19 protein-coding genes and 1 pseudogene are annotated in these 26,804 nt (G+C 38.7%); 6 read left to right on the top strand and 14 right to left on the bottom strand.

Translation table 11 applies throughout. The features are described from left to right. Window positions 1-184: 184 nt before the first annotated feature. The 10 genes and pseudogenes from nagA to HMPREF1208_RS08265 all read right to left on the bottom strand — a co-directional run bounded on the left by nagA (window position 185) and on the right by HMPREF1208_RS08265 (window position 9,610). Complete coding sequence (nagA, locus tag HMPREF1208_RS08310) at window positions 185-1,342, bottom strand: N-acetylglucosamine-6-phosphate deacetylase (protein ID WP_016425916.1); 1,158 nt, start codon at window positions 1,340-1,342, stop codon at window positions 185-187. A 31-nt stretch (window positions 1,343-1,373) separates the two neighbouring features. Then, complete coding sequence (locus tag HMPREF1208_RS08305) at window positions 1,374-1,775, bottom strand: PTS sugar transporter subunit IIA (protein WP_016425915.1); 402 nt, start codon at window positions 1,773-1,775, stop codon at window positions 1,374-1,376. A 20-nt stretch (window positions 1,776-1,795) separates the two neighbouring features. Beyond that, a pseudogene (locus tag HMPREF1208_RS08300) lies at window positions 1,796-2,695 on the bottom strand (PTS system mannose/fructose/sorbose family transporter subunit IID). Then, the gene (locus HMPREF1208_RS08295) at window positions 2,682-3,581 is read right to left on the bottom strand and encodes a PTS mannose/fructose/sorbose/N-acetylgalactosamine transporter subunit IIC (RefSeq protein WP_016425913.1); all 900 of its coding nucleotides are present in this window, start codon (window positions 3,579-3,581) and stop codon (window positions 2,682-2,684) included. Before HMPREF1208_RS08295 ends, HMPREF1208_RS08300 begins: the two are co-directional and overlap by 14 nt. A gap of 18 nt (window positions 3,582-3,599) precedes the next feature. Next, on the bottom strand, window positions 3,600-4,079 hold the full coding sequence (locus HMPREF1208_RS08290) for a PTS system mannose/fructose/N-acetylgalactosamine-transporter subunit IIB (RefSeq protein ID WP_016425912.1): 480 nt from the start codon (window positions 4,077-4,079) through the stop codon (window positions 3,600-3,602). 12 nt (window positions 4,080-4,091) lie between these two features. After that, window positions 4,092-5,864: a glycoside hydrolase family 35 protein gene (locus HMPREF1208_RS08285; protein ID WP_016425911.1), complete on the bottom strand. Its 1,773-nt coding sequence runs from the start codon at window positions 5,862-5,864 to the stop codon at window positions 4,092-4,094. Window positions 5,865-5,877: 13 nt separating this feature from the next. Continuing rightward, window positions 5,878-6,822 carry a tagatose 1,6-diphosphate aldolase gene (locus HMPREF1208_RS08280; protein ID WP_016425910.1) on the bottom strand — a complete coding sequence of 315 codons (945 nt, stop codon included), beginning with the start codon at window positions 6,820-6,822 and terminating at the stop codon, window positions 5,878-5,880. Further along, on the bottom strand, window positions 6,804-7,754 hold the full coding sequence (locus HMPREF1208_RS08275) for a 1-phosphofructokinase family hexose kinase (protein WP_016425909.1): 951 nt from the start codon (window positions 7,752-7,754) through the stop codon (window positions 6,804-6,806). Before HMPREF1208_RS08275 ends, HMPREF1208_RS08280 begins: the two co-directional genes overlap by 19 nt. Window positions 7,755-7,758: 4 nt before the next feature. Beyond that, complete coding sequence (locus tag HMPREF1208_RS08270) at window positions 7,759-8,874, bottom strand: SIS domain-containing protein (protein WP_016425908.1); 1,116 nt, start codon at window positions 8,872-8,874, stop codon at window positions 7,759-7,761. Between the two features lie 25 nt (window positions 8,875-8,899). Beyond that, the gene (locus HMPREF1208_RS08265; protein WP_016425907.1) at window positions 8,900-9,610 is read right to left on the bottom strand and encodes a GntR family transcriptional regulator; all 711 of its coding nucleotides are present in this window, start codon (window positions 9,608-9,610) and stop codon (window positions 8,900-8,902) included. A 435-nt stretch (window positions 9,611-10,045) separates the two neighbouring features. Between HMPREF1208_RS08265 and HMPREF1208_RS08260 the strand changes: the two genes are divergently transcribed. From HMPREF1208_RS08260 to HMPREF1208_RS08250, 3 genes are all read left to right on the top strand, one after another. After that, on the top strand, window positions 10,046-14,449 hold the full coding sequence (locus HMPREF1208_RS08260) for an endo-alpha-N-acetylgalactosaminidase family protein (RefSeq protein WP_016425906.1): 4,404 nt from the start codon (window positions 10,046-10,048) through the stop codon (window positions 14,447-14,449). Between the two features lie 543 nt (window positions 14,450-14,992). Then, window positions 14,993-15,793 (top strand): arylamine N-acetyltransferase family protein, encoded by an 801-nt coding sequence (locus HMPREF1208_RS08255; RefSeq protein ID WP_016425905.1) that lies wholly within the window; start codon window positions 14,993-14,995, stop codon window positions 15,791-15,793. Window positions 15,794-15,813: 20 nt separating this feature from the next. Then, the gene (locus HMPREF1208_RS08250) at window positions 15,814-16,764 is read left to right on the top strand and encodes an alpha/beta hydrolase (RefSeq protein ID WP_016425904.1); all 951 of its coding nucleotides are present in this window, start codon (window positions 15,814-15,816) and stop codon (window positions 16,762-16,764) included. An 87-nt stretch (window positions 16,765-16,851) separates the two neighbouring features. On the opposite strand, the gene nadA is transcribed toward HMPREF1208_RS08250, so the two are convergent. Genes nadA through HMPREF1208_RS08235 form a run of 3 tightly spaced genes read right to left on the bottom strand, consistent with a single transcriptional unit; the run spans window position 16,852 to window position 20,305 of the window. Then, a complete protein-coding gene (gene nadA / locus HMPREF1208_RS08245; RefSeq protein WP_016425903.1) occupies window positions 16,852-17,952 on the bottom strand; it encodes a quinolinate synthase NadA in 1,101 nt (366 codons plus the stop codon). Then, window positions 17,953-18,786 (bottom strand): carboxylating nicotinate-nucleotide diphosphorylase, encoded by an 834-nt coding sequence (gene nadC, locus HMPREF1208_RS08240; protein ID WP_016425902.1) that lies wholly within the window; start codon window positions 18,784-18,786, stop codon window positions 17,953-17,955. Further along, window positions 18,737-20,305, bottom strand: coding sequence for an L-aspartate oxidase (locus HMPREF1208_RS08235; RefSeq protein ID WP_016425901.1), 1,569 nt, complete (start codon window positions 20,303-20,305; stop codon window positions 18,737-18,739). Before HMPREF1208_RS08235 ends, nadC begins: the two co-directional genes overlap by 50 nt. Window positions 20,306-20,410: 105 nt before the next feature. Here HMPREF1208_RS08235 and HMPREF1208_RS08230 point away from each other — a divergent pair, with 105 nt between their 5' ends. Next, window positions 20,411-21,517: a cysteine desulfurase family protein gene (locus HMPREF1208_RS08230; RefSeq protein WP_016425900.1), complete on the top strand. Its 1,107-nt coding sequence runs from the start codon at window positions 20,411-20,413 to the stop codon at window positions 21,515-21,517. Continuing rightward, window positions 21,504-22,031: a transcription repressor NadR gene (locus tag HMPREF1208_RS08225; RefSeq protein ID WP_016425899.1), complete on the top strand. Its 528-nt coding sequence runs from the start codon at window positions 21,504-21,506 to the stop codon at window positions 22,029-22,031. Before HMPREF1208_RS08230 ends, HMPREF1208_RS08225 begins: the two co-directional genes overlap by 14 nt. 233 nt (window positions 22,032-22,264) lie before the next feature. Here the strand turns inward: HMPREF1208_RS08225 and HMPREF1208_RS08220 are convergent, their stop codons facing one another. Further along, entirely contained in the window at window positions 22,265-23,683 is a 1,419-nt protein-coding gene (locus HMPREF1208_RS08220) for an anion permease (RefSeq protein ID WP_016425898.1), read from the bottom strand. A gap of 285 nt (window positions 23,684-23,968) precedes the next feature. Here HMPREF1208_RS08220 and adhE point away from each other — a divergent pair, with 285 nt between their 5' ends. Beyond that, window positions 23,969-26,569 (top strand): bifunctional acetaldehyde-CoA/alcohol dehydrogenase, encoded by a 2,601-nt coding sequence (gene adhE, locus HMPREF1208_RS08215; protein ID WP_016425897.1) that lies wholly within the window; start codon window positions 23,969-23,971, stop codon window positions 26,567-26,569. Window positions 26,570-26,804: the final 235 nt, after the last annotated feature.

Below are 26,804 nucleotides of genomic sequence, written 5' to 3'. Positions count from 1 at the left end.
CCGAGGCATAGAGCCGAAACCGAAAATCCATTTTGGCTTCTTATGAGCTACAATAAAAGCCAAAATTAGTTGAGGTAAGGCGCCTGGGAAAGCGAGACTCAAAGAAGCAATCGGAAGTTTGCGACTTAATTATTATAGACACATAACCACCATATAAAGTGTACAGCCATTTTATTCTTGCTAACTACGACTTGAATTGATGCACACGACCTTGCTTAATGGTTTGATAAACAGTAATTTCATCGTCAACGATGACCAAATCAGCGTCTTTGCCTACAGCAATACTGCCTTTACGGTCATCTATTTTCAATGCTTTCGCTTGATTCAAACTCGTCACTGGCCATAAATGAGCTAATGTGTCACCTGTAAATTGCATTAAATTTTGTAAACCTTTGTTCATTTTTAAAATACTACCTGCAAGTGAGCCTGTCTCCAAATGTGCTTCGTTATCTTTAACGATAACTTTTTGACCACCTAATTCATAGTCGCCATCCGGCATTCCTTTGGCACGCATTGCATCGGTAATTAAATACATTTTTTCAGCGCCTTTATGTTGATATGCAATCGCAACAGACATTGGATGAGAATGCACACCATCTACAATCAATTCCGTACTTAGTTTTCCATTCGTCCAAGCCGCACCAAACATACCTGGATTTCTATGATGAAAACCGACACCCGCATTATAAAGGTGTGTGACGTGTTGAACACCGGTATCTGCTGCTTGATTTGCCGCGTCAAAATCCACTTCTGTATGTCCCATTGAAAAAATGATGTCATCTTTTAATGTGTCTATCACCTCAGTAGCACCCGCTACTTCTGGTGCAATTGTGACAATTTTAATCAATCCTTTTGCTGTCTCTTGGAATTGCTGTAACAATGCCACAGTTGGCCGTTGAATAAATGCCGGGTTTTGCGCACCAATTTTGTTTTCAGAAATAAATGGGCCTTCTAAATGAACCCCTGCGATTTCAGCTGCATTTTCACGATCTTGTTGTTCATAGTACGTGCGAATATTTTTTAAAGCTTTGTCGATGGCTTCTTGCGATTGTGTCATTGTCGTTGCCAAAAAGGATGTCGTTCCTTCAGATAACAACTGTTCAGCTAAATGTTTTAGACCGTCATAAGAAGCATCCATGGCATCTTCGCCATAACCTCCATGAATATGAATATCTATAAAGCCCGGTAAAATATGATGACCTTTCGCATCTAAAACTTCTAAATCCCCATCATAGGATCCTTTTTCAATTGCACGAATTTTACCTGCTTCTATTACGAGATACCCGTTAGAAATGATTTCGTCTTCTGTATAAATGACGCCATTAATAATTGCATATGCCATAGTATACCTTCTTTACTTAAATTTGATGCGCTTATTCATCATCGTCGTCATCATCTTGATTTAACAATGTGTTTACATTAACAATACCTTCTTGCGCTTTTTTAACGTAATCCGGTTGTTCTCCAATCATTTGACCATTGATATAACTGATAATCATTGGTAGATTCATCCCAACATACAAATCATAATCCGCACCATTCATAATCTTTTTTGCCACAGTATTAGATGGTGTACCGCCTAATAAATCCGCAAAAACGGTTACTTTATCGCCTGCTTCGATATGCGCCATAAAGTTTTTTTCAAAGTCTTCCGGCCCTTCTTGCGGAGATAAAGCAACGGTATAAAGATGTGCTTGAGGTCCAAGAATCATTTCTATACTGTCTTTAATGCCTTCACAAAAAGTCCCATGGCTAACTAGAATTAATTTTTCCATTTCCAAGTGCTCCTCTCGCCTTAAATGTTGGTAATCACACCGAGTGCAGATAAAACAATCGATACAATAATTACAATAAAGATGGCACGTGTAGAATTCATATTTTTACGTCCTAATAACCAGTAAACACCAAATACAATGATTAGAGGTAATAATCTTGGTAAAATCATGTCCGCACTATCTTGAATTTTAACAGTGAGATCACCGATTTTAGGTTCCCATGCAAATTTGACACGTATCATCGTTGCGACTAAAGCACCGACCATAAACACACCGAGGAGTGTGGCTGCATTCGTTAATGATTCCAAACGATGTTGCATTGTTGTAACGAGCGAAATCCCTTCTTTATAAGCAAATTTCAATTGTTTCCAACGAAATACGATAATCGCTAACATTGCCACAAACCAGAGTAATGCGCCAAATGGATTTCCATCTTGTGCCATGTTGGCAGCAATTGCACCAAATATTGTCGGCACCAGTGAACCAAATATCGCATCACCTACTGCAGCGAAAGGTCCCATTAAGCCAACTTTAAGCCCTTTGACAGATTCTTTAGCTGCGAATTGCTCTCTTTCTTCCATCGCAATATCGATACCCGTAATAATTGTATTAAAAAAGTTACTTGTATTAAAGAATTGTGCATGCGTTTTCATCATTTCTTGCAGTTCAGGAGAATCGTCTCCATAAATTTTACGCAACTGCGGTAAAATGGTAAATAAATAACCGCTTCCTTGCATACGCTCATAGTTCCAACCCCATTGAAAGAAGAAGAGACTACGCATGTTGATTTGTCTAAAGTCCTTATCCGTTAATCGATACGGTGTTTGTGGTGGACGTCATGTGAGCGGTTTGCCTGATTTACTTTGCGTTGCCACTGCTGTTTCTGAATTGTGTTCTTGCGATTTATTATAATTCGTCATCGTCAATCTCTCCTTCCTCATCCGCATCTGTCTCACTATGCGCTTTTGGGCTACCTGATGCGACTTTAGGTTGTGATGTGCGTTTATATTCGATCGCTGCGAGTGCAAAACCAATGGCAGCAATTGTAAGCATCGGTAATGATGAGAATGTCATATCAAATTTCTTATCTAACGTTGCAACGGATGTGCCTAAACCGCTCAATCCATTAAAGACTGTCACAGCTAAGGCAGTGATAATAAACCCTAAAATGAAATATGGAAAATGTTTTTTCAATGGAAGATAACGTAATAAAATCGCAAAACCTACTGCAGGTAACACTGCCCCCGCAACAGTCAAACCGTCACCTAACCATTTAAGATCACCATTCAAGTAATTCACAATATTTTTAACTACACCGCCACCAAATACGAGCGCTAAACACACTGGAATCGCACGTGACAATGCCCATGGGATTGCGCCATATAAGAAGTTACGTTCCACACCTTTATAATCCATTTGTTCAATTTTTCGATCAATCCGATGTGCAAAAAACGTATTCGTAAAACGTGCTAAAATATCCGTTTGAATCATTAAACTTGCTACAGGCACAGCAAGTGTTGCGAGTGCTTGTTGTGGATTCATTCCGAGTGCAACAGAGAATGCAACCGCAAGCACCGTGCCTGAGTTTGCATCAATTCTTGAAGCACCACCGAATGTCCCAACACCTAAAATCGTTAACTGCATCCCGCCACCGATAATTAAACCCGTTGTGACATCGCCCATAATTAATCCTGAAATAATCCCCGCGAAAACAGGATGACCAAAAATATTAAATTGTAAATCATCTAATATTTGATAACCTGCATACAAAGTTAATAAAACGATTTGCCACCATAATATTTCCATGGGAAACACCTCCTATTTTTACGCTTTAACTAATGTAAAGAAATTCACTGCCTTATCATTTGGCACCATTTGAGAAACAATTTTTACCCCTTGTGCATCTAACTTTTTAAAGTTTTCGATATCTTCATCTGTCACATTAATTGAGTTTGTAATCGCACGTGTTTCATCTGTTTGTGACATATTTCCTACGTTTAATGTTTCAATAGCGACACCTTGATTGACCAATTCAACAAAACGATCAGGACGCTTTGCAATAATCATGACGCGCTGTGAATCATATTTACCGTTTTTGATATTATTTGCTGCTTTTTCAATAGGTAAAACACTTAATTTAATCCCTGCCGGTGTTGCAAGTTTCAAAGCTTGCTTATCAATATCGCTTTGTGCCACCTCATCATCAATTACCATAAAACGGCTAATATTTAATTTAGTTGCCCATAAATTTGCAACTTGTCCGTGAATTAATCTACCATCGATACGAGTTCCTATAATTGCCATAATAATCTCTCCTTATATATTAGAAAATTGAGGGTTTTGAATCAGGTCAATGGATTCTGAGTATTTTCCTTCAGAGTCAAAAACAATAATTTCATTTTTACCTTGCTTTAAAAATGCTTTTGAAATATACAACGATTGTGAAGGGCCAACCTCCCAATAACGACCTATATTAAATCCATTAACAAGCACAACACCTTTGCCGAAACCGCTTACATCAATATGCGTATTATCAGGTGTTTCTAGCTCAAATTCATAGCGATAAAATGCTGGTTGATGTGCTGACCATGGGCGTTGAAAGTGTTCATTTTTCAATTTATAAAAATCGATGTCAAATTGCTCCCAATTTTGCACAAAATGGAGGTCTTGCATGAGTCCTTGACCTATCCCTTTTCGTTGTGTGGGTGCCAATAATTTATAGCCATAGTTGACGCGTCCCATATTTTCAACGAGAATATCCACTTGTGGCTGACTTGATGTCAAATTGACTTCAAAGGCTTCTCCTATTTCTTCTTGATACGCTTGATACACACATTTTTGATCGATAAAACAATGAACGCGATCTCTTGCATCGACAATTCTTAACTTTTCCTGCTCAGTCGCTCGCGTGAGGATCGTACGATACATCATATAACCATAACCCGAACCGGCCTCTTCCATAGATTGCGGATAAAAGCTCGTCGTCTTTGTCGATATCTCTTCTAAAACTTCAAAAAGATTAACTTTATTTGTTAAAGGGATATCTTTCTTGGCCATAAATGTTTTGACTTTCGGTTCATGTTGTTTTACATCAGGCAAGACGTCTTTTAACATTTTTTGTAACGTAAAATATTTAGGTGTTGGGTTGCCCGCCTCATCTAATGGGGCATGATAATCATAGGATGTCACTTGTGGTAAATCTTTCGTTCCTCTCGCTGAACACCCATTCCAAAATTCAAAATTCGTTCCACCGTGAAACATGTATAAATTTACTGAGCCGAGTTTGATTGCCTCTTTTACTTCTTTTGCAAGATCATCACTATCTCGCTTAATGACCGCTTCACCCCAACGATTAAACCAGCCATCCCAAAATTCCATACACATTAATGGCCATGTCTTTCCATGTTCCTCGTGAAAAGTCTTTAGATTTTGGAAATTTTGCATAGTTCGTGATCCAAAGTTTCCAGTAGGTAAAATATTGTCATCTATCATACTTCCTGCGCGCAAACATTGGTCCCATGCGCCATCTGAAGTAAAGAACGGAACCGTCACACCTTCCTCACGCATCATATTAGCGATTGCTCGAAGATATTCATGATCTTCCCCATATGAACCGTATTCATTTTCGATTTGAAACATAATGATAGGGCCATTTTGATCAATTTGAAGGGGCGTCAATATTTTAAATAAAACTTGATAATAACGATGCACATGCGCTAAAAATTGTGGATCTCGAGAGCGAATACGCATCGTCCGGTCATTCAGTAACCATGCAGGTAAGCCTCCAAATTCCCATTCTGCACAAATATATGGTGAAGGACGCACAATCACATATAATCCTTCTTGTTGTGCAAGTTCGATAAAATATTTTAAATCTTTATTCCCTTCAAATTCAAAGTTTCCTTTTTGGGTTTCATGAAAATTCCACGGTACATAGGTTTCCACTGTATTGAAGCCGAGCGCTTTCAAATTATACAAAGAGTGTTGCCAGTCTTTTCTAGGTATTCTAAAATAATGAACGGCTCCTGATAATATTTTGAACGGCTTTTTATCTAACACAAATGTCTCATTGATTTCGAAACGACTCACATCATCACCTCATTTATAGTTGAATAGATGTTGCTGTTTTCTGATTCATTTCATTGAGTGCTTTTAAGTTTTCAAGTCCTTCATGTTCCAACCATGCCTTTGCTTCAGCTTCACCTTCTTCAACGAGTACACGTGTTGCTCCTTTCCAAGTAGCACGACCACAAAGTATACCATTAAAGCGAGCACCGTGGTCCGCTGCAAACTGTAATGAGTCCATAAACAGTTGTGCTGACACACCACCACTCAAATAAATATAAGGTAAGTCAGTCGCATCGTCTTGTGCTTTAAATGCTTCAGCCGCTTCACTTTGTGAGATTAAATTTTCTGAACCAAAGCCTTCTACAAAGTTCATATTAACTGGAATTTCAACTTTCAAAGTGTCCACTTGGAATCTAGGCTCACTAAACACACGCATTGCTTCATTGACTTTATGCGGACGTACTTTAGCATATTCAGCCCCTTTTTCATCACCAATCGTGTCATCGTAAGTTAAAATTTCGAGTAAAAATGGTATGTTTTCTGCTTGGCATTCTGCACCAATTCGCTCAATCACGGCTTGCTTTTTCGTATTGATGTCATCAGATTCATCTACATCGTAGTACAGTAAAAATTTAACCGCATCTGCTCCTGCATCTTTGAGGCGTTTCACACTTGCATTTTCAATTAAACGTGGTAAGCGGCCCGGTCTTGTCTTGTCATAACCGGTTTGCTCATAAGATAAGATTAAACCTGACGTCGCAGCATTCGCCTGTGCTGCTTCTAGGCCAAACTCGGGATCTACTAGAAAACTAGATCCATACGGTGTTAAAACTTCCGATACCAGTTTCTTAAAAAGTGATAAATTGTGATCACTCGCTTGATCCCCAAGTAACTTTCTTAATGCGCCCCGTTGATCCACTGCAATGGCTGCATATATCCCCTTGTCATCCACTAACCGACTTAAATCTTTTCTTCCCATTCATATCTCTCCACTTCTATTTCAGATTTAATTTGATTGACTTGTTCAATATCAATATGTCCAGTGGCTTGTTGTAATGCGTTTGACGTTCCACATGCTAAAGCTTGACGGATTAAATCTTGTGGCGCTAAATTTTCATAAACACCGTATGCAATACCAGCAACAGTTGAATCCCCAGAGCCGACAGGATTGATGACTTCTTTATGTGGCAACGTTGCGCGATAAATTGTATTTCCCCATTTGACCAGTGCCCCCGCTGCACCTAATGTGAGAAAAACATCCATCTCTGTAAAATAAGCATGTGTTTGTAGCATTTGTGCACATTCTGCAATCGTGAGCTGTTCTTTACCGATTAACATCTCAAATTCTGCCTGGTTCGGCTTAATACAATGTACCGGTAAATCGGCTTCCAACAATAATTTGAGTTCGCTTGCATGCGTATCCACAATATTATAACTATGTTGAAAGGCACTTAGGATGTGAGCGACATGTTCAAATTTTGAGCGGCCTTCAAATTGAGGTGAGCTCCCACTCACCGTCATCACTTTGACCTCTTGTGCACGCTCGTTCAAAATTTCATAATAACGTTGCTGATCATATTCAGTAATTAATGGTCCCGCTTCCAACACTTCTGTTTGACCATTACCATCATTGATTGCTAGACTTTGTCTCGTTTCCCCATGAATAGAAGTAAATGCTGAAACGACACCCATATCTTGCAATGTTTTAGCAATCCATTGTCCATTGGCGCCCCCTAAATAACCATATGCACAGTAATTTGCACCTAATTGATGTAAAACCTTAGTGACATTTATCCCCTTCCCACCAGGGTTTTTGATTTTCTGTTTGACACGATTGACGCCTCCAACTTCAATCGGATCAATCATATACGTGATATCAACAGAGGGATTAAAAGTATGTGTTGCAATCATAGGCTCAACCCTCAACCGGATAAATCGTGACACCTTTAACAACACGGTTGATAAAGCCATCAGGACTTGGGTTATCAGGATTTAAACCGAGTGCTACGGAGCGTTTAGCTTCAAGCAATTGCCCAAAAATCAAATATTGCAATGCTAATTCCATATCTGTGAGCTCTTCAGACTGAGGTAATTTGACTGCATTGTCATCATCATTTACTTGCGCATCTAAAATATAAGTTTGATAGCGATCTTTGACTTGTCCAACTTCTTGGATTAAATCTTTTTCGTATTGACGACGATAAGGCTGATTACTGCGCAACATAATAAAAATGGCATCTGCACTTAATCCTGCTTTCGGACCATGTCTAAAGCCGAGTGTCGTTTCACGTGCAATCTCAGTTTGACCTGCCGTTAATTCATTGAGTTTTAAACTCACTTCTTTTGTAAGTTCGCCAATTAAACCTGTTCCAACATAGAACACTTTCGAAAAATCCAACTGACTCACTGTTTCGGCTTGAGATTCTAGCCAATCAAAATTAGATGACGCAATGTCAAAGAATTTTGGACTCACTTTACCACCGAATAATAAATAGCTCGCGAATAACATGGATGAAAAGCTAGAAGTCATCGCTAAAGATTTATCATTCGTTTCATCAGGTAAAATCACTTTAAAGACATTGTTAGCGTTTTCATGATAAGCCCCTAAAAATCCATCTTTATTATTTGTAATAAACAAATGATAAACATGGCTCGAAAGTTGGTTGGCAATCTCAACTGTTGCTTTTGTTTCTGGACTGTTACCAGAACGCGCAAAAGACACTAACAGATATGCCGTTTGTTGATCAATATAAAGTTGTGGGTCCGTAACAAAGTGCGTTGTCGGAACTGACTCAAATTCAAAATTCGGTAAGACATCGGTATGACGTGCCATGCGGGCTACATCACCCACATAAGCGCTTGAACCTGCACCCGTAAAGAGTACTTTTAATTTTTTATCTTGATTTTCTTGCTCTATTTTGGCAATAAATTTTTCAAATCGTGCTTGTTGCGCTTGCACTAAATCATATGTTTTCTTTAAAGTTGCTGGTTGTTGCTTAATTTCACGATAAGTATGTGTATCATGTAACACAACAATCCCTCCTTGACTCATTCTTTTACATTAACTTGACCGTATATTTATATTTATGGCCGCTTGCGACACTTTGCGTAAATTCAATCACCGCATCGTCCATATAGCTAAAGCGTTCGATAAACATACAACTATCATCAACGACACCATTCAACAGTTTGGCATCTTCACGACTCAATTTACTCGCTGTTAAATTTTCATAAGCATTCGTAATTTGAATCCCATAATGTTGATTGAGTGTTTCATATAGCGAAACTTTATTGAAGTCAAACTGCTCTAATCCTTCACAATACCGCATCGGTAAATAGCTAATTTCATATATTAAAGGCACATCATTAGAAAGGCGTATGCGCTTTAATTCATAAACGTATTGATAAGGGGTTAACTGCATTTTCTCTTGTAAAAATGGCGTAGATGGGATGAGTTTAATGCTTAACATTTTCGTACTTGCCTTATCACCATTCTTCTCAATTTCATCTTTAAAGCTGTAAAGCTCATTCAAAAATTGATTATATTGACTTCCCAGTACAAATGATCCCTTACCATGTTCACGTTTAATAATCCGATCCTTTTCTAAACGTTCTAATGCTTCGCGCACTGTAATACGACTTACACCGAATTGCTCGCACAGATTGCGCTCTGAAGGTATCTTATCTCCCTCCTTAAATTCTCCTGATTTAATACGCTCGTGTATCCCTTGATAAATTTGATAATACAAGGGCATTTTCTCTGACATGACCTTCACCACCTACTGGTTATAACCACTTAAAGCATAAATGTAAATTTGCCATTTTGTCAAGAGCTATTCTGGTTATTAGTCATCTCCACGCAACAAATCTTTTTTGTTTTATATTGATATTTTGAACATTTAGATACTTTTCATTATCTTTTCACACTAAAAAAAATAAAATTTTAAATTTTTTTGAGATGTATTAGTGGTTATAACCACTTAATCATTTTCTACTTTTTTCACATTTCACAAAAGTCACTAAACTAAAGAAGCAGCGTACAATTTACACCTTTTTCACACAGCATAGTCCCCCTAAAAACTGGTATTAAAATTTTTCCTTTTGTTCTCTAAAAGCTTGAAACGGCAGTATTGTAAGGGTTTACAAAAAGTGAAATAAATTATATATTCAAGCCAATGACTTATTAGGAGGCGTGGTAAAAAATGATTCATAGACAACAAATTTTCAGTATTCGAAAGTATGCCATTGGGACTTCATCGATTTTACTCGGACTAACATTTTTCATTTCCGCATCCGCAACAGCGTCAGCTTCTGAATTGAAAAATGACCTAGCAAATCAAGATACTGACGTTAGCCCACAAGCAACTATTGACGGTCATATTTCAAAAGAGAGATTAAATGCTTCACAAACAGAAACAAAAACAGCTGACACTCAAGCTTTAGGCGCTCAGGCCATCAGCCCCACAGAACAGGCAAAGCCGCAAATAGATAAAACGGCGAACTCAACTGCCAAGATGGTGTCTCAAAATGATAGCGACTCAGCAACTAAAGCGCGAACTCAACCCAAACAGATCACACAGAGTAAGTCTTCGCAAAATGAGCAAGTTCATACACAGGCGACATCGCTTTCAGCAAAAAATGCACAAAATACTTCTTCCTTACACGCACCTGTTCACCATTCTGATGTTGTCCAAGCGCAACCGACAACACCTAGCGAAGCCCCTCTATCGCACAGTCCTAAAGAAATGCGCCGTCCTCAAGCGACAGCTGCACCCCTTTCACGGCAAAACCAAACAGCGACTGCACGCAAAACAAACAGTAGTACACACCCACAAACTACGCATATCGTATCTTCTCTAGATACATTACAATCCCAACAAATGAAAGTTGAAGTTGATCAAAACTTCCCAGCCATTAAACAATATAAACTGAAGAATGGCAAAACGATTCCCGGACAAGTAGTAGATTCATCTCAAATTATTGTCAACGGAGAAATCATCAAGCCTACTGTGTCTTACAAGAAATTAAATGACCATACCGCTGAATACATCCTACACGCAAAAGATGATAATCATGCTATTAACAGCGATTTTAAATTTCAGTTATCCGTTATTGATCGTACAATTGACTTAAAAATGACAGATTATCATAGCAACAATCCAGACGTTATCGTACGTTCATTTGGCTTTATGAATCAATCACTTGTTTCCGTCAATAGCCAACAAAAACAGGCTCAACTGCAAACTACAAAAATGTCAACAAACACTATGGTGAGTGGTGACCGATTATACACAATTGATGACAAATTCGAACCCAACTTTAGTGACATGATGATGTATGGTTTCGTTTCAAACAATCAATATAGTGCTGGGTTATGGAGTAACGCACAAATTGGTGTCGGTGGTAACCAAGACTTTATTCGTGTGACAGCCACTGGCGTTCAAACAAAAGAGGGCGTATCTGTAGGCTTAGGTGCCACACCATGGATTTTACAACCTTCTCTTGCGCACCAAGATGCTAAAACACAAGGTTTACTACCACATATTAAAATCGCCATTGCTGAAGATGAAAACCATGATGGGAAAATCGATTGGCAAGATGGCGCCATCGCATACCGTGACATTATGAATAATCCATTCAAATATGAAGAAGTTCCTGATTTAGTCGGCTATCGTATTGCAATGAATTTTGGGTCACAAGCCCAAAATCCTTTCCTAAAAACATTGGACGGTGTCAAAAAGTTTTACCTTAACACTGACGGTTTGGGGCAATCTATTTTATTAAAAGGTTATAACAGCGAGGGCCATGACTCAGGCCATTTAGATTATAGCCATATCGGTGAACGAATGGGCGGCGCTGAAGATTTGAATACCCTTCTATCCATAGGCGCACAGTATGGGGCACGCTTTGGTGTGCATATCAACGCTTCAGAAACATATCCAGAATCTAAAGCATTCAATCCTGATTTATTAAAGAAAAATGAAGATGGCACTTATAGTTACGGTTGGAATTGGCTCGATCAAGGCTTTAATATTAATGCTGATTATGATTTAACCCACCAACGTCAAGCACGATTCCAAGCACTCAAAGATGTTGTTGGAGAACGCCTTGATTTTATTTATGTCGATGTATGGGGTAACCAACAATCTGGAGATAACTCTGCTTGGCCTTCTCATCAATTAGCTAAAGAAATTAATGACTTAGGCTGGCGCATCGGTGTCGAATGGGGACATGGTATGGAATACGATTCAACCTTCCAACACTGGGCAACAGATATAGCATATGGAACTTACGAAAATAAGGGCATTAATTCTGAAGTCGCACGTTTTATACGTAACCACCAAAAAGATTCATGGGTAGCAAATCATGCTGAACATTCAGGAGCAGCAGATTTCCCATTATTAGGTGGCTATAACATGAAAGACTTTGAAGGTTGGCAAGGACGAAATGATTTTAAGACTTATATTAAAAATATCTTTGACGTCGACGTCCCCACTAAATTTTTACAGCATTATAAAGTCATGCGTATTGAAAATGGCCACCCTGTCAAAATGACAGCAAATGGAAGAACGATTGAATGGACGCCTGAAATGACAGTTGATTTACAGAACAATACAGGCGACAAAGTCACTGTCCAACGCAAGTCAAATGACTATGAAAATGATATTAACAACTATCGTTCACGCACCATTTTACTCAATGGTCACACTGTATTAGATGGCGACAACTATCTCATTCCTTGGAATTGGGATGCGAATGGACAACCACTCACAGGAAGTGAACAAAAGCTCTATCATTGGAATAAAAAAGGTGGTTCATCAAGTTGGGAACTTCCTGATTCGTGGCACACGAATCAAGTCATTTTATATGAATTGACTGAAACAGGACGAACAAACATGAAAATCATCCCTGTCACAAATAATCATATTAAACTGGATCATATCAAAGCAGAAACGCCTTATGTGATTTATCAAGTTCCACAGCCGAAACAACAAGAAGTCAATTGGAGTGAAGGCATGCATATTAAAGATGCTGGGTTCAATTCACAAAAACTTGATGCATGGCATATCAGTGGTGATGTCGAACAAGTGGGTATCAATCAATCTGTAGCGCACAATCATCTACTTAAGATTGACAGCCCGAAACAAAAGACTCAGTTAACACAGCAACTTACAGATTTAAAACCAGGCCAACGTTATGCACTTTACATCGGAGTCGACAACCGTAGTAAATCTCAAACACAAATTGCAGTTTCACACCAAGGCCAAGTTTTAGCGACAAACCAAACGCAACAATCGATTGCGCAAAACTACGTCAAAGCGGATGCACATAATACAAGTAAAGCGTCAGAAACTTATAAAGACGGCGGTAGCTACTTCCAAAATATGTATTTGTTTTTTGTCGCACCTCAAGATGGACAAGTTGATTTCATTATCAGTCGAGAAGCAGGTAAAGGGGCTACTTATCTGGATGATATTCGTATCGTTGAAAATCCTTCAATACTTATGCGTGACGGCGTTTTTCAACAAGATTTCGAAACTGTCCCTCAAGGGTTATTCCCATTTGTTGTTTCTGAATTTGAAGGGGTAGAAGATAACCGCACACACTTATCCGAAAAAAATGCACCTTATACACAACGAGGATGGAACCATAAACGCGTTGACGATGTCATTCAAGGACATTGGTCACTTAAAGTGAATGGGCAAGCAGGCAAAAATAAAATGGTCATTCAGACAATTCCTCAAAATTTCTATTTCGAACCCGGTAAAACATATGAAGTCTCATTTGATTACGAATCTGGTTCTGATAATAGTTACGCTTTTGCAGTAGGTCACGATGATATTTCAAAGAATCGAAATTTCAAAGTTACACCATTAAAAAATACAATCGATCATCCCCATGCACAACGTGTGACATTCCAAGTGACTGGAAACGAAAATGGACAAACATGGATTGGCATATATTCGACAGACGTTCAACCTGATACAAGAGGTGTCAAAGATAATGGGCAAGTCAATTTTGAAGGAACAAAGGATTTTATTCTCGATAATTTGATTATCCGACCAATCGATGAAGTTATCGATAACAATCCTTCAACAGACAACCCTTCACATCCGAGTGGCGATGGTTCTACTGACAACACAAGGCTCCCTAATAAACCAACTGGTCAGCAAATAAAACAGGAACCTATTGGAGAAACAGCTCAATCAATCTCACCATCCCACAAGGTAACAACGGATCAACATGAATCGACAACAGACAACGCACAATCATCAGCTTCAACAGACACTGAAATTTCATCAGCACAACAGAAACAAAACGGTGTCGCAACAATTTCAACGGATCCGTCTTATGTCCGTACATCAACAACCATCTCATTTGAAAATCATGGGCAAGTTGTAAAACATACAACGCAAGGTACAAATACAATCATTAAAGCATCAGCTGACCAAATGCGTGTTGAACAACTTAACGCACAACTTCCAGATACAGGTGCATCATCTAAAACATCAACACCACCATTACTCATGGTAATGATTGGCTTTTTCACTACTGTATTAGGACTTCACCATACACGTCGTAAAAAGCAAAAACAGCATTCTTAAACATTTTTAGACATGGGCTGAGGGCCTCCAGTTCCTTTCAAAAATTGCACTTACCTGTTTAGTTTTTTAATATTTATTGCCAAAAGTGCTATCTCAAGTTAGGTTTGTCCCAGCTCCATTAGAAATTCAATTTAGCCTCATTAGTCTGAATACATGCTTTGCACCTCTCTACTAAGTATTGTTATAGTACAGTTAACAAAGATATCTGCATTTGATGCATCAAACCCCTCACTACTGGCAAAGTGAGGGGTTTTTAGTGCGATTATGTCGCCTATTTATCGTTGTGCTTACGTAATCCATGTGCATAAAATGCATTCTTTTTTATATCTAATCATAAAGTTGTCATTATCATTAATCTCGAAAACATCGCTTTGAGCAATACATTTTCATTTTTATATACAATGTATTATTGTACTTACCAAACGGAATTAGTTCCGTTTTCTAATCTACTTTGTTGGGTATTTAGATAATCCATATGACATTGACGTTTTTTAGCGTCATCTGTTAAATATGGGCGCGTCATTTTGAAGGGAGTTAATGAAGATGTATGATTTTACGAAGTTAGAAACATTTATCGGTTTGAATAAGCCCGCTCATTTCGAACCGACGTTAGAGAATTTGAACCATTATATTCGTCAATATGTGTTACATGTGCCGTTTGAAAATATCAATGTTCAAAATCGTTTACCTCTTGCTGTGAATAATGCATCCATGATTCAAAAAATAACAGAACGTCATCAAGGGGGAATCTGTTATGAAAACAATCGACTCACATATGAATATTTGAGTCAGCACGGCTATGATATGCATTTCATTGCGGCTACTGTTAATCAAGGTGAAGAAAAAGGATGGGCTGCTGAAAATGTTCATATGACAACCATTGCAACACTCAATGGATCACGTTATTTAGTTGAAACCGGCTTTGGCGAATCCCCTTTAATGGCGGTTCCACTTAATGGCGATATTGTAGAAGATACAGCAAAACGACAGGTTTATAAAATCAAATATATCGATGATACAACATTTGATTTACTTAAAAAAGTGAAAGATCAATGGGTCATTCAATATCGTGCGGTTGATCATTATTTAAAATTTAGAGACTTTGAAAATGCCATGGTTTATAACCAAACAAGTTTAGATTCACATTTTGTAACGGACCCTTTACTTGTTAAAAATTGGGAAACAGGTCATGTAACGATGACAGGAAGAAATTTAACAGTGACTGACCAAGGTAAAAAAGAAAAACATCCCGTGACTCGAGAAAACTATCGTCAATTTTTAGCTGATTATTTTAACATTACGCATACACCGATTTTATTTTTTGAACCTGAGGAAACAGAATAGAGAGAAAGAAAGCCTTAAACATGGAATTGCCTTATATAGATAAATTGGATCGTGACTTACGTGACTTGGCCTCAACAATGTATGGCGCCACACTTTCAGACGAAACTTTGCAAGCTTATCGTGATCAAGTACTTCGCCATGCCAAGACCTCAGTTGACGCCAACTTGGATGTAACGATTGATAAGCAAACTTTATCGACTGAAGCAGGAGAGGTAGATGTGTTGCTATTCAACCCCCATCAAAGTCAACAACGACGGCCTGTTTATCTCTATATGCATGGCGGTGGCACAATTTCTGGTGGTGCCCATTTGGATAATCAAGACAATGCACGTCTTGCACACGACCTTGGTTGTCTCGTTGTGTCTATTGACTATCACCTTGCCCCTGAAACCGTATTTCCCGGGCAATTAAATGAATGTTATGGTGTGTTAAAGTGGCTCGTTCAACATGCGGATGCGCTATATATCGATGTGTCACGCATTGCCATTGGCGGTAGTAGCGCAGGCGGATTACTCTCTGCTAGCTTGGCACAACTCGCACAAGACCGTCATGAAATCCATATCGTATTCCAAAATTTGCATATTCCAATGCTGGACATTGCGACAACCTATCAACGTCCCGCTAACCCTTATGTAGGTCATTACGGTTGGACATATGAAATGAATGCATTTGCTTGGCAACAGTATCTCGGCGAAGCATTCGAAAAAACAACGCTTCCACCTTATGCAGTCCCTGCGCAAAGACAAGATGTGTCACAATTACCTGCGACACTGATTACGGTAGGCAGCTTAGATTTATTTGTCGATGAAGCAATTCAGTATGCACAGCGTTTAATACAAGCAGGTGTATCGACTGAACTGCATGTATATCCTGGCTTATTTCATCTTGGCGAACTCATTCCTGAAGCACGTGTGGCACGCCAAATCTATCATGATCGTGTCAATGCGTTGAAACGGGCATTTTATGACTAAAACGTGCTAAGCGTCTGAATCCGGATTGTAACTGCACTTTTCAAGTGATATGCCAATGATTCAGACGCTTATGTTTTATCTCTTATTTTATGTGATACTGAGCATACGATCTAAACTTTGTTTCGCATACTTTGCAGTTTCTTGGTCTACCTTAATAATTTGATCTCGGTCTCCATCCATAATCTTATCTAAACACCACGCAAGATGAGGTAAATCAATGCGATTCATTGTCAGACACGCACACATCAGTGGGTTTAACGATTCAATATGCAGATCGGTATACGTCTTTTTCAATCGCTCTACAAGATTCATCTCTGTTCCAATAAGCCAATGCGACCCCTTTGGTGCATTTTTAATCTTATCGATAATATAACGTGTCGAACCTGCATAATCAGCTGCTTGAACCACATCAAACGGACATTCTGGATGCACGAGCACGTTCACTTCTGGATTTTTTTCACGCCCTATTTCAATATGCGCTTTATGAAATTTCTCATGAACAGAACAATGTCCTTTCCACAATACAATACGCAATTGATCATGACGTCCATCATAATCTAATTGTTTTTTTATTGGATCCCAGACTGCCATGTGTTCTAAAGGTACACCTAAATCATAGGCCGTATTGCGACCTAAATGTTGATCAGGCAAAAACAAAATCGTTTTACCTTGTTGCAACGCCCATTTGACAACTGATTTTGCATTGCCACTTGTGACGCAAGAGCCTCCATGTTCACCAACAAATTTCTTAATGGCTGCTGTCGAATTAACATAAGTGAGTGGCAAAATATCTAGATGATAGTGTTGTGTGAGGACATCATAGCTATGAAGCGCTTGTTGAATATTCGCCATATCCGCCATGGAACACCCTGCAGATAAATCGGGCAAATAAATATCTTGATGGTCGTCTGTGAGTATGTCTGCCGTTTCTGCCATAAAATGCACACCGTTAAATACAAAATATTCCGCTTGCGTGTTTGCTTTACAAATACGTGCTAACTCTAATGAATCACCCGTAATATCAGCAAATTGAACCACTTCATCTTTTTGATAATGATGTGTCGGCATAAACAAACGGTCTCCCAACGTGTCTTTAATCGATTGAATATGATTTTTCAACTCTTCCTGCGTCATTTGCAAATAGTGTTCAGGAATAGATTTTGTCGCTGTTAACATCGGATTAAACATTTACATCACAACCTTTGCAGAAATATCAAGCGCTTTTGAAGCATAAAATAAAGCACCCATAGAAATAAAATCAACACCCGCTTTGGCATACGCGACAACATTCTCTTCGTTGATATTGCCCGAAGCCTCTGTTTGAATAAAGTCTGGAACGAGATGAATATGTTGCTGTATCCATTCGGGTTGTTGATTATCAAACATAATGACATCTACACCTGCTGCTATCGCTGTTTTCAACATCGTTTCATTTTCGATTTCAACTTCTAGCTTATCCATTGGTCCTAAAAAGCCTTTAGCTTTTTCAATCGCTTCTTTCATGGAGCCACTAAAATCAATATGATTATCTTTTAACATCAAACCATCATTCAACGAACGTCGATGATTCAATCCGCCTCCAACGGTTACCGCATACTTTTCAAAGATTGCTAGTCCAGGCGTTGTTTTACGTGTATCGACAATGCGTGCATCGGTATGGGCAATTTGTTGTGAGATGCGTTGTGTCATCGTCGCAATCCCAGACATGCGCTGTATTAAATTTAATACGATACGTTCCATCGTTAAAAGTGTCGGGATCGTGCCTGTAATTTCTGCGATAACATCTCCAGCCTGCACTGATGCACCATCTTTAATCTTTTGATCCACTTCAGTCGTTGGATCGAGTAATGCAAAAGCTTCTGCAATGATGACTTCCCCACAAAATATGCCCGCTTCTTTCGCTTTAATCATGAGTGTGCCTTCTGAATAACGATCAAAAATGCGCGTCGCTAAATCTCCCTGTTGGTTATCTTCAATGTAATATTGATTGATTTTTTCTCTGACGGACAACCGATTCAACATGTTCTTGACCTCCCCTATTCATTTCTATCACTTTGTCTTGCCATGCTGTTTCACGTGTTGGATAATCTTTTCGATAATGTACACCTCTTGACTCTTCTCGCCTTAATGCGGAATGACATATCGTCTGTAACAACTTGAGAATACTGTAATTTTGCCATATTTCATGCGTTACTGTGCTTGTTTGGGGTGCATCATTTAATAACGTTTCAATCATTTGCAAATAGTGTGCCATCGCTTTTTGTTCACGCTCGACACCTAAAACTTCAAAGCTATATTGTTGTACTTTTTGCACATGCTGTCGCTCAATGATTGGAATATGACACACTTGTTCTTGTGGTTCCCAATCTACAGATACCAACTGTTGATTAATCACTTCCGCGCAGTTCGCTCCCATGACTAAGCCTTCTAACAATGAATTACTCGCTAAACGATTCGCACCATGGAAATTAGTACACGCGGCTTCCCCAATCGCAAATACATTCTCGATTTGCGTTTGACCATGAATATTTGCTTGAATCCCTCCTACCGTATAATGCGCACCGGGCGTAATAGGGATTCTTTTTTCTGCTAATGTTTGAGGCATGTCCCGTTGGATTGCTTTAAAAATGGTAGGAAAGCGTTGTTCAAAATGTGCCACTTCACTGATGTCGATGTAACATTGGTGACCTTGCTGTTGTTGTTGAAAGATAGCACGACTCGTCACATCTCGAGGTGCCAAACTTTTCATAGGATGAATATCATCCATGAATGCAACATTCTCATCATTGATTAACACGCCTCCCGCGCCACGTACAGCTTCCGAGACGAGACCATAAGCTTGATCAGGCGTCCCCAACAAGGTTGGGTGAAATTGTATCATCTCCATACTTTCTAGTGTCAATTGATGACGTAAAGCAATCACAGCACCGGTCGCCACACTCTCAGACACATTCGAATGCGTCGTAAAAACATTACTCACACCTCCAGATGCAAATACCACAGCATCAGCTTCAATCATGCGCTGAATTTGATTTTCATCGATAGCTAAAACACCACACACTTCATTATGACTATTTTTGACAAGGTCGATGACTTCCATCGCTTCGTAAATTGTGAGACGTGGATGACTCAAATGATGAACCATATGTTGTGCGATGAAATAACCCGTCTGATCACCACCTGCATGTAAAATTCTAGGCAGCTGGTGTGCACCTTCCATACCATAAAGCAAGTGTTGCATTTCATCTCTATCAAACGGTAAACCCTCATCTATCAACTGTTCGATGAGCGGATAACTTTGTTGGATCACCGTTTTAAGCATGTGAAGATCTCCCATTTGTGCACCCGCTTCGAACGTATCACGCGCATGCTGTTCACCTTGATCTTCTTCATATTTTGAAAAACAAATGCCTCCTTGTGCAAAGTAACTATTATTCTGACTCAGGTGATCTTTAGTCACACAAACCACTTCAATGTCTGATTTCAAAGCGCGTATGAATGATAAAGCCGCAATACCACTACCAACAATAATAACACGCAATTTGTTTACACCTCTATTTACACTAATATATACATATATGTTAACATTTATATACGCACTGATTTTGTCACAAAAAAACGATAAATGCAAGTGGAGGAAAAAATAATGATTTATTTAGACAATGCGTCGACAACTAAACCTGATTCTGAAGTGCTATCGCTCTATCAAGAAGCACAAGCCTCAATGTACTTTAATAGCGAAAGTCTACACATTGGCGGAGAAATGATAAAAGAAACACTCCATTCATGTCGGACTTATATTCAACGCTACTTTAATACGACGAAAGAGATCCTTTTTACGACAAGTGGTTCACACGCCAACTTAATCGCGATACAAAATTATTTAGCGTCTCACGAACAAGGGACTGTCGTAGTCTCCCCTTATGAACACCCTTCTATATGGGCTGCACTGGCACCATACGAACCTCAAATTACAGTCGTTCAAATGCCATTAAACGACCAGGCTGAGATTGATATCGTTGCGCTCGAACAGTTGCTCAATCAAGACACTTTATTAGTCATCGCACAGCACGTTAATTCTGAAACAGGCTACATCTTACCTATTGAAGCGATAGCGAAACTGGCACATCAGTACCATATTCCTTTCCATGTGGACGGTGTTCAAGCCGTACAAAAGATTGAACGCCCATCACTCGATCAGATCTGTACTTCCTATTCGTTTTCTGGGCATAAATTTCATGGGACAAAAGGGAGCGGTGTACTCGCCATATCTCACGCTTATGTCCGTCCTTTAAATCCACATTATTTTCATGAACAGGGAACACGTAATGGCACATTAGACTTGCCTAGTATCCTTGCGCTGACAAAGGCTTTGACCTTAACGTCGCATTTCGACCATTTACAACGTCTCCACCACTATGCAAAACAGCGCGCTGAAATGATTGGTTTCACAGTCTTAACGTTTAAACAGCAAGCACCCCATATTTTAGGTTTAATGACACCTCACTTTGAAGGTCAATGGTTAATGCAGTCACTGTCTAGTCGGAATATATGCATTTCCACTGGAACAGCCTGTGGTCATGGGGTATTATTGAGTCAAGGCCTGATTCATAAAATTCAAAATGATCAACTAGAACCTGATCAATATATTAGAATTTCATTTTCAAAAGAGACGACAATCGATGAAATTGATCAGTGCTTTAGTCAAATTGATCATATTTTCAAAGGGGTGCCCATCCATGAGTCCAGCTGAAAAAAGACGCAAAAAAATAGTCGAGCTTCTCAAACATTCGGATAGACCCATTAAAGGCGCATATCTTAGTGAAATGTTTGGCATTTCTCGACAAATAATTGTTAAAGATATTTCTCACTTAAAAACACAAAATTATCCTATTCACTCTACTAGTAAAGGTTATTTCTTCAATGATAAACCTCAAGGTAGACCGTTTAAACGTGTCATCATGTGTGAGCATGACCACACGCAAATCGAAAAAGAGTTAACAACCATTGTTGAAAATGGTGCCATGATTGATAATGTCTCTGTCGAACACCCTATTTACGGTACGATTCAAGCTGAATTGATGATTGAATCCATTGAAAATATTCAATCCTTTGTTGAGGATATGGCAAAATATCAAGGCACAATGTTAGCAGAACTAACAGACTTGATTCATTTGCATACCATTTCAGCAGATTCCGAAAAAATACTTGATAATGCCGTTCGTGACCTACAACAACAAGGCTTTATCGTTGACGTTCAATCATAATAAAAGATGACGCATCAACGATTTGCGCTCAAAACAAAGCCATCATTAGTTGCCACAACTTCAAACACGCGTTGTGGCTCACTTATCTATAAAAAATATGCTCCTTTCAAAGTTCCCATGCTTTCAATGTTCACTTTGAAAAGAGCATATTTTCATTTTCAAGATCGAAGTATCAGCTGAAGACGCATCTTCAAACGCTGTATAGCTGTGTAATTGGTATCGCAAGCCTCAACTTACATAATGCCAATCAGTTTCATCCAAAGCGAGCCAATACCTAACCAAATAATAAAATAAACGATACTTAATATAAAGTTCATCGTCCACCAACGCTGTTGACTGACATAGCCTGACGCAAAAAGAATAGGTGCAGGTCCACTACTATAATGCGTTGTGGATGCAAGTAAGTTACCAAAAAAGCCGAGCATCAAAGCACTGAACAATGGTGGCGCACCCGCTGCTATTGCGACACCCAATAACGCTGCGTACATCGCACTGACATGTGCAGTCGCACTTGCAAATAGATAATGTGAATAAAAATAGAAGATGACTAAAATAACCAATACAATAGGCCAGCTGAGTCCACCTAGGCTGTGCGCAATCGCATGACTCAACCAAGGAATGAAGCCCAATTCATTCAATTGACCAGCCATAAGTACCAGTACTGAGAACCATATTAAAGTATTCCAAGCCCCTGTTTCATTAAGAATATCTTTCCAATTCAAAACACCGGTTAAAAGTAATAAAGATAATGCAATAAAAGCAGTGAGCGTTGTATCAATATGTACAAAACTTCCAATAATCCACAGAACAAGCGCAATTAAGAAAATTCCGATCATAAACTTTTCTTGTAATGCGATGTTCCCCATTTTTTCTAATTCTTTTTCTGCCCAACTTTTGGCATTTGGTGTTTCTTTAATCGTTGGAGGATAGATTTTATAAATAATAAACGGCACAACAATTAAAGAAATCAAACCCGGTACTAAAGCGGCTAAAAACCAATTCATCCATGTAATTTGTACTTTAGCTGTACTCTCTGCAAGATTTTGTGCTAATGGGTTACCCGCCATAGCTGTTAAAAACATTGCTGCTGTAATCAAATTACCTTGGAACTCTGTAAAAATAAGAAAAGCCCCCATTTTATGTTCCGTATGATCTTTTGGTGACGAACCAAATGATTCCGATAAGGATTTAATGATAGGGTACATAATTCCCCCTGCACGTGCAGTATTACTAGGTGTTGCAGGTGCCAAAATCAAATCCACACCGACTAACGAATAAGCTAAGCCGAGGGTTTTCTTACCAAATATTTTAACAAAATGTAATGCGATCCGTTGTCCTAGCCCTGTTTTCACAAAACCTCTTGAAATAAAAAACGCGATCGCAATCAACCAAATGCTATTGTTACCAAACCCTTGCACAGCCGTTTTCATATCAACAATGCCACAAGCGACCATCAGTGTAAAACCGATAATTGAAACAGCGCCAATCGGCATCGGCTGCGTAATACAAGCAATAATCGTTGCTACGAAAATCGCAAACATATACCATGCTTGAGGATCCACTGCGTCAGGCTTGAAAGGCGTCAATGCCCAAATTAACAAACCTACCACAATCGGAATAATAAATTTATGATACTTCACATTGCTTTCCATAACCATCTTCCTTTTATTTTTTTAAATGATTACTATAAACCAATAGTAACATAGCCCGTTCTCATAAATAAATCGAAACTCTTAAAATATTCACAGTTTTTTAACAAATTTAAAATTAAGAATAAAAATGCTTATATGCTAACGTTTTTCTATGCATATTATAATAATAATTCACTTATTTTCTATTAAAAATTTATTTTCTTCACATGAAAAACCTTTACCTTTTTATAAGAGTATACTATAATGATTGTGAAATTATTCACAATATAGTGGGAGGTATTCAATATGACTACAGTAGTAAAAGAACAGAAACAAGAAACAGAAGTTTTTGAAATGATTCATTTGCTCGCTCAAAACGGCCAAGCTGCCCTTGAAGGACTCTCAAAAAAATCACAAGCTGAAATTGATCACATCGTTCATGAAATGAGTATGGCTGCGGTGGATCAACATATGGCACTTGCTCGCCATGCTTGTGAAGAAACAGGACGTGGTGTATACGAAGACAAAGCCATTAAAAACCTCTATGCATCTGAGTATATTTGGAACTCCATTAAAGATGATCAAACTGTCGGTATCATTGATCAAGATGACCAAAGAGGTTTAACATATGTCGCTGAACCTGTCGGCATCATTTGTGGGGTAACACCAACAACAAACCCAACATCAACAACTATCTTCAAAGCAATCATAGCGATTAAAACAGGTAACCCAATCATCTTCGCTTTCCACCCAAGTGCACAACAATCTTCAAAAGCAGCAGCTCAAGTTGTTTTAGAAGCAGCCATCCGTGCCGGCGCACCAGAACATTGTATTCAATGGATTGAACATCCATCAGTTGAAGCGACAAAACAATTAATGAACCATGAAAGCATCGCATTAGTATTAGCAACAGGTGGTTCAGGAATGGTTAAATCTGCTTACTCAACAGGTAAACCTGCTTTAGGTGTTGGACCGGGTAACGTCCCTGCTTATGTTGAAAAATCTGCTAAAATTAAACGTGTTGTCAACGATATCATCGGTTCTAAAACTTTTGATAATGGGATGATTTGTGCATCAGAACAAGCTGCAATAGTAGATAAAGACATCTATCAAGAAGTTAAAAAAGAATTCGAAGCACATCAATGTTATTTTGTGAAAAATAATGAGCTCAAAAAATTAGAAGCAGCTGTGATGAAGGAAGACCGCTCTGCAGTACGCCCTGACATCGTAGGACGTCCAGCTGTAAAAATTGCTGAAATGGCCGGAATTAAAGTACCAGAAGGCACAAAAATGTTAATCGCTGAACTAAAAGGTGTCGGTGAAGACTATCCTTTATCAAAAGAAAAACTCTCACCTGTCCTTGCGATGGTCAAAGCAACTTCAACAGAGCACGCTTTTGATTTATGTGAAGCGATGCTACATTTAGGTGGCTTAGGTCATACAGCTGTAATTCATACTGAAGATGAACAACTCCAAGAAAAATTTGGTCTTAGAATGAAAGCTTGTCGTATTCTTGTAAATACACCATCATCTGCTGGAGGTATTGGTGATATGTATAATGAATTAATTCCTTCTTTAACTTTAGGCTGTGGTTCATATGGTAAAAACTCAGTTTCTCATAACGTTTCTGCAACAGACTTAATTAATATTAAAACGATATCAAAACGCCGCAACAATATGCAATGGGTGAAATTACCACCAAAAGTTTATTTTGAACAAAATGCACTTCTTTATTTAGCTGAAATGGATAAAGTAGAACGCGTGGTACTCATCTGTGACCCAGGTATGGTGGAATTCGGCTATGCCTCTTTAGTGGAAGGCGTCCTCAGACGTAGAAAAATCGAACCACAAATTAAAGTATTTAGTGAAGTTGAACCGAACCCTTCTACAGATACTGTGTATAGAGGTCTCGATATGATTACAACTTTCAAACCAGATACAATCATCGCGCTTGGTGGGGGTTCTGCAATGGATGCTGCGAAAGCAATGTGGATGTTCTTTGAGCACCCAGAAACATCTTTCTTTGGCGCTAAACAAAAATTCTTAGACATCCGTAAACGTACGTATAAAATTGGAAAACCTGAAAACACAAAATTCATTTGTATCCCTACAACTTCAGGTACAGGTTCAGAAGTGACACCATTTGCTGTTATCACAGATAGTGAAACACATGTGAAATACCCTCTCGCTGACTATGCGCTAACACCAGACATTGCAATTGTTGACCCGCAATTTGTGATGAGTGTGCCAAAAAGTGTAACTGCAGATACAGGGATGGACGTTTTAACACATGCCATTGAATCTTATGTATCTGTTATGGCATCTGATTATACAAGAGGCTTAAGTTTACAAGCGATTAAACTGACTTTTGAATATTTAAAATCATCTGTCGAAAAAGGGGATAAAATTTCAAGAGAAAAAATGCATAACGCTTCAACAATGGCAGGTATGGCATTTGCCAATGCATTTTTAGGTATCTCTCACTCAATTGCACATAAAATCGGTGGAGAATATCACATTCCACACGGACGTACAAATGCAATCTTATTGCCACATGTTATTCGCTATAATGCTAGAGATCCGCAAAAACACACACTTTTCCCTAAATACGAATTTTTCAGAGCGGATACAGACTATGCAGACATCGCTAAATTCTTAGGACTCAAAGGGAATACAACAGAAGAACTTGTGGAAGCACTTGCTACAGCTGTATATGAGTTAGGTCATTCAGTCGGAATAAAAATGAACTTAAAATCACAAGGTGTGACAGAAGAAGTACTCAATGCAACAATTGATCGTATGGCTGAATTATCTTATGAAGACCAATGTACAACTGCCAATCCAAAAGAACCTTTAATCAGCGAACTGAAAGGTATTATTCAAGCCGCTTATGATTGTGAAGCATAACGATTTTTCAGCATCACCTATTCAAATTTAAAATTCGGGGCGCCTGGGACATCGCTACACCTTTATCCGTAAACGACTCTTAACCCTCATAAAACCGATGAGGGACGCAGCCCAATTCAACTATACCAAAACTGCATTGTCTCGGACGCCCCATTATTGTCGATGTATCACTTTTAGTCATAAAATGCTGAAGAACGTTAAAAAAGATGGGACATCGATCCCATAATAAATAGCG

This window comes from Staphylococcus sp. HGB0015 (assembly GCF_000411275.1).
GTDB classification, from domain to species: domain Bacteria; phylum Bacillota; class Bacilli; order Staphylococcales; family Staphylococcaceae; genus Staphylococcus; species Staphylococcus schleiferi.
This window is presented reverse-complemented; position numbering and strand designations above follow the sequence as displayed.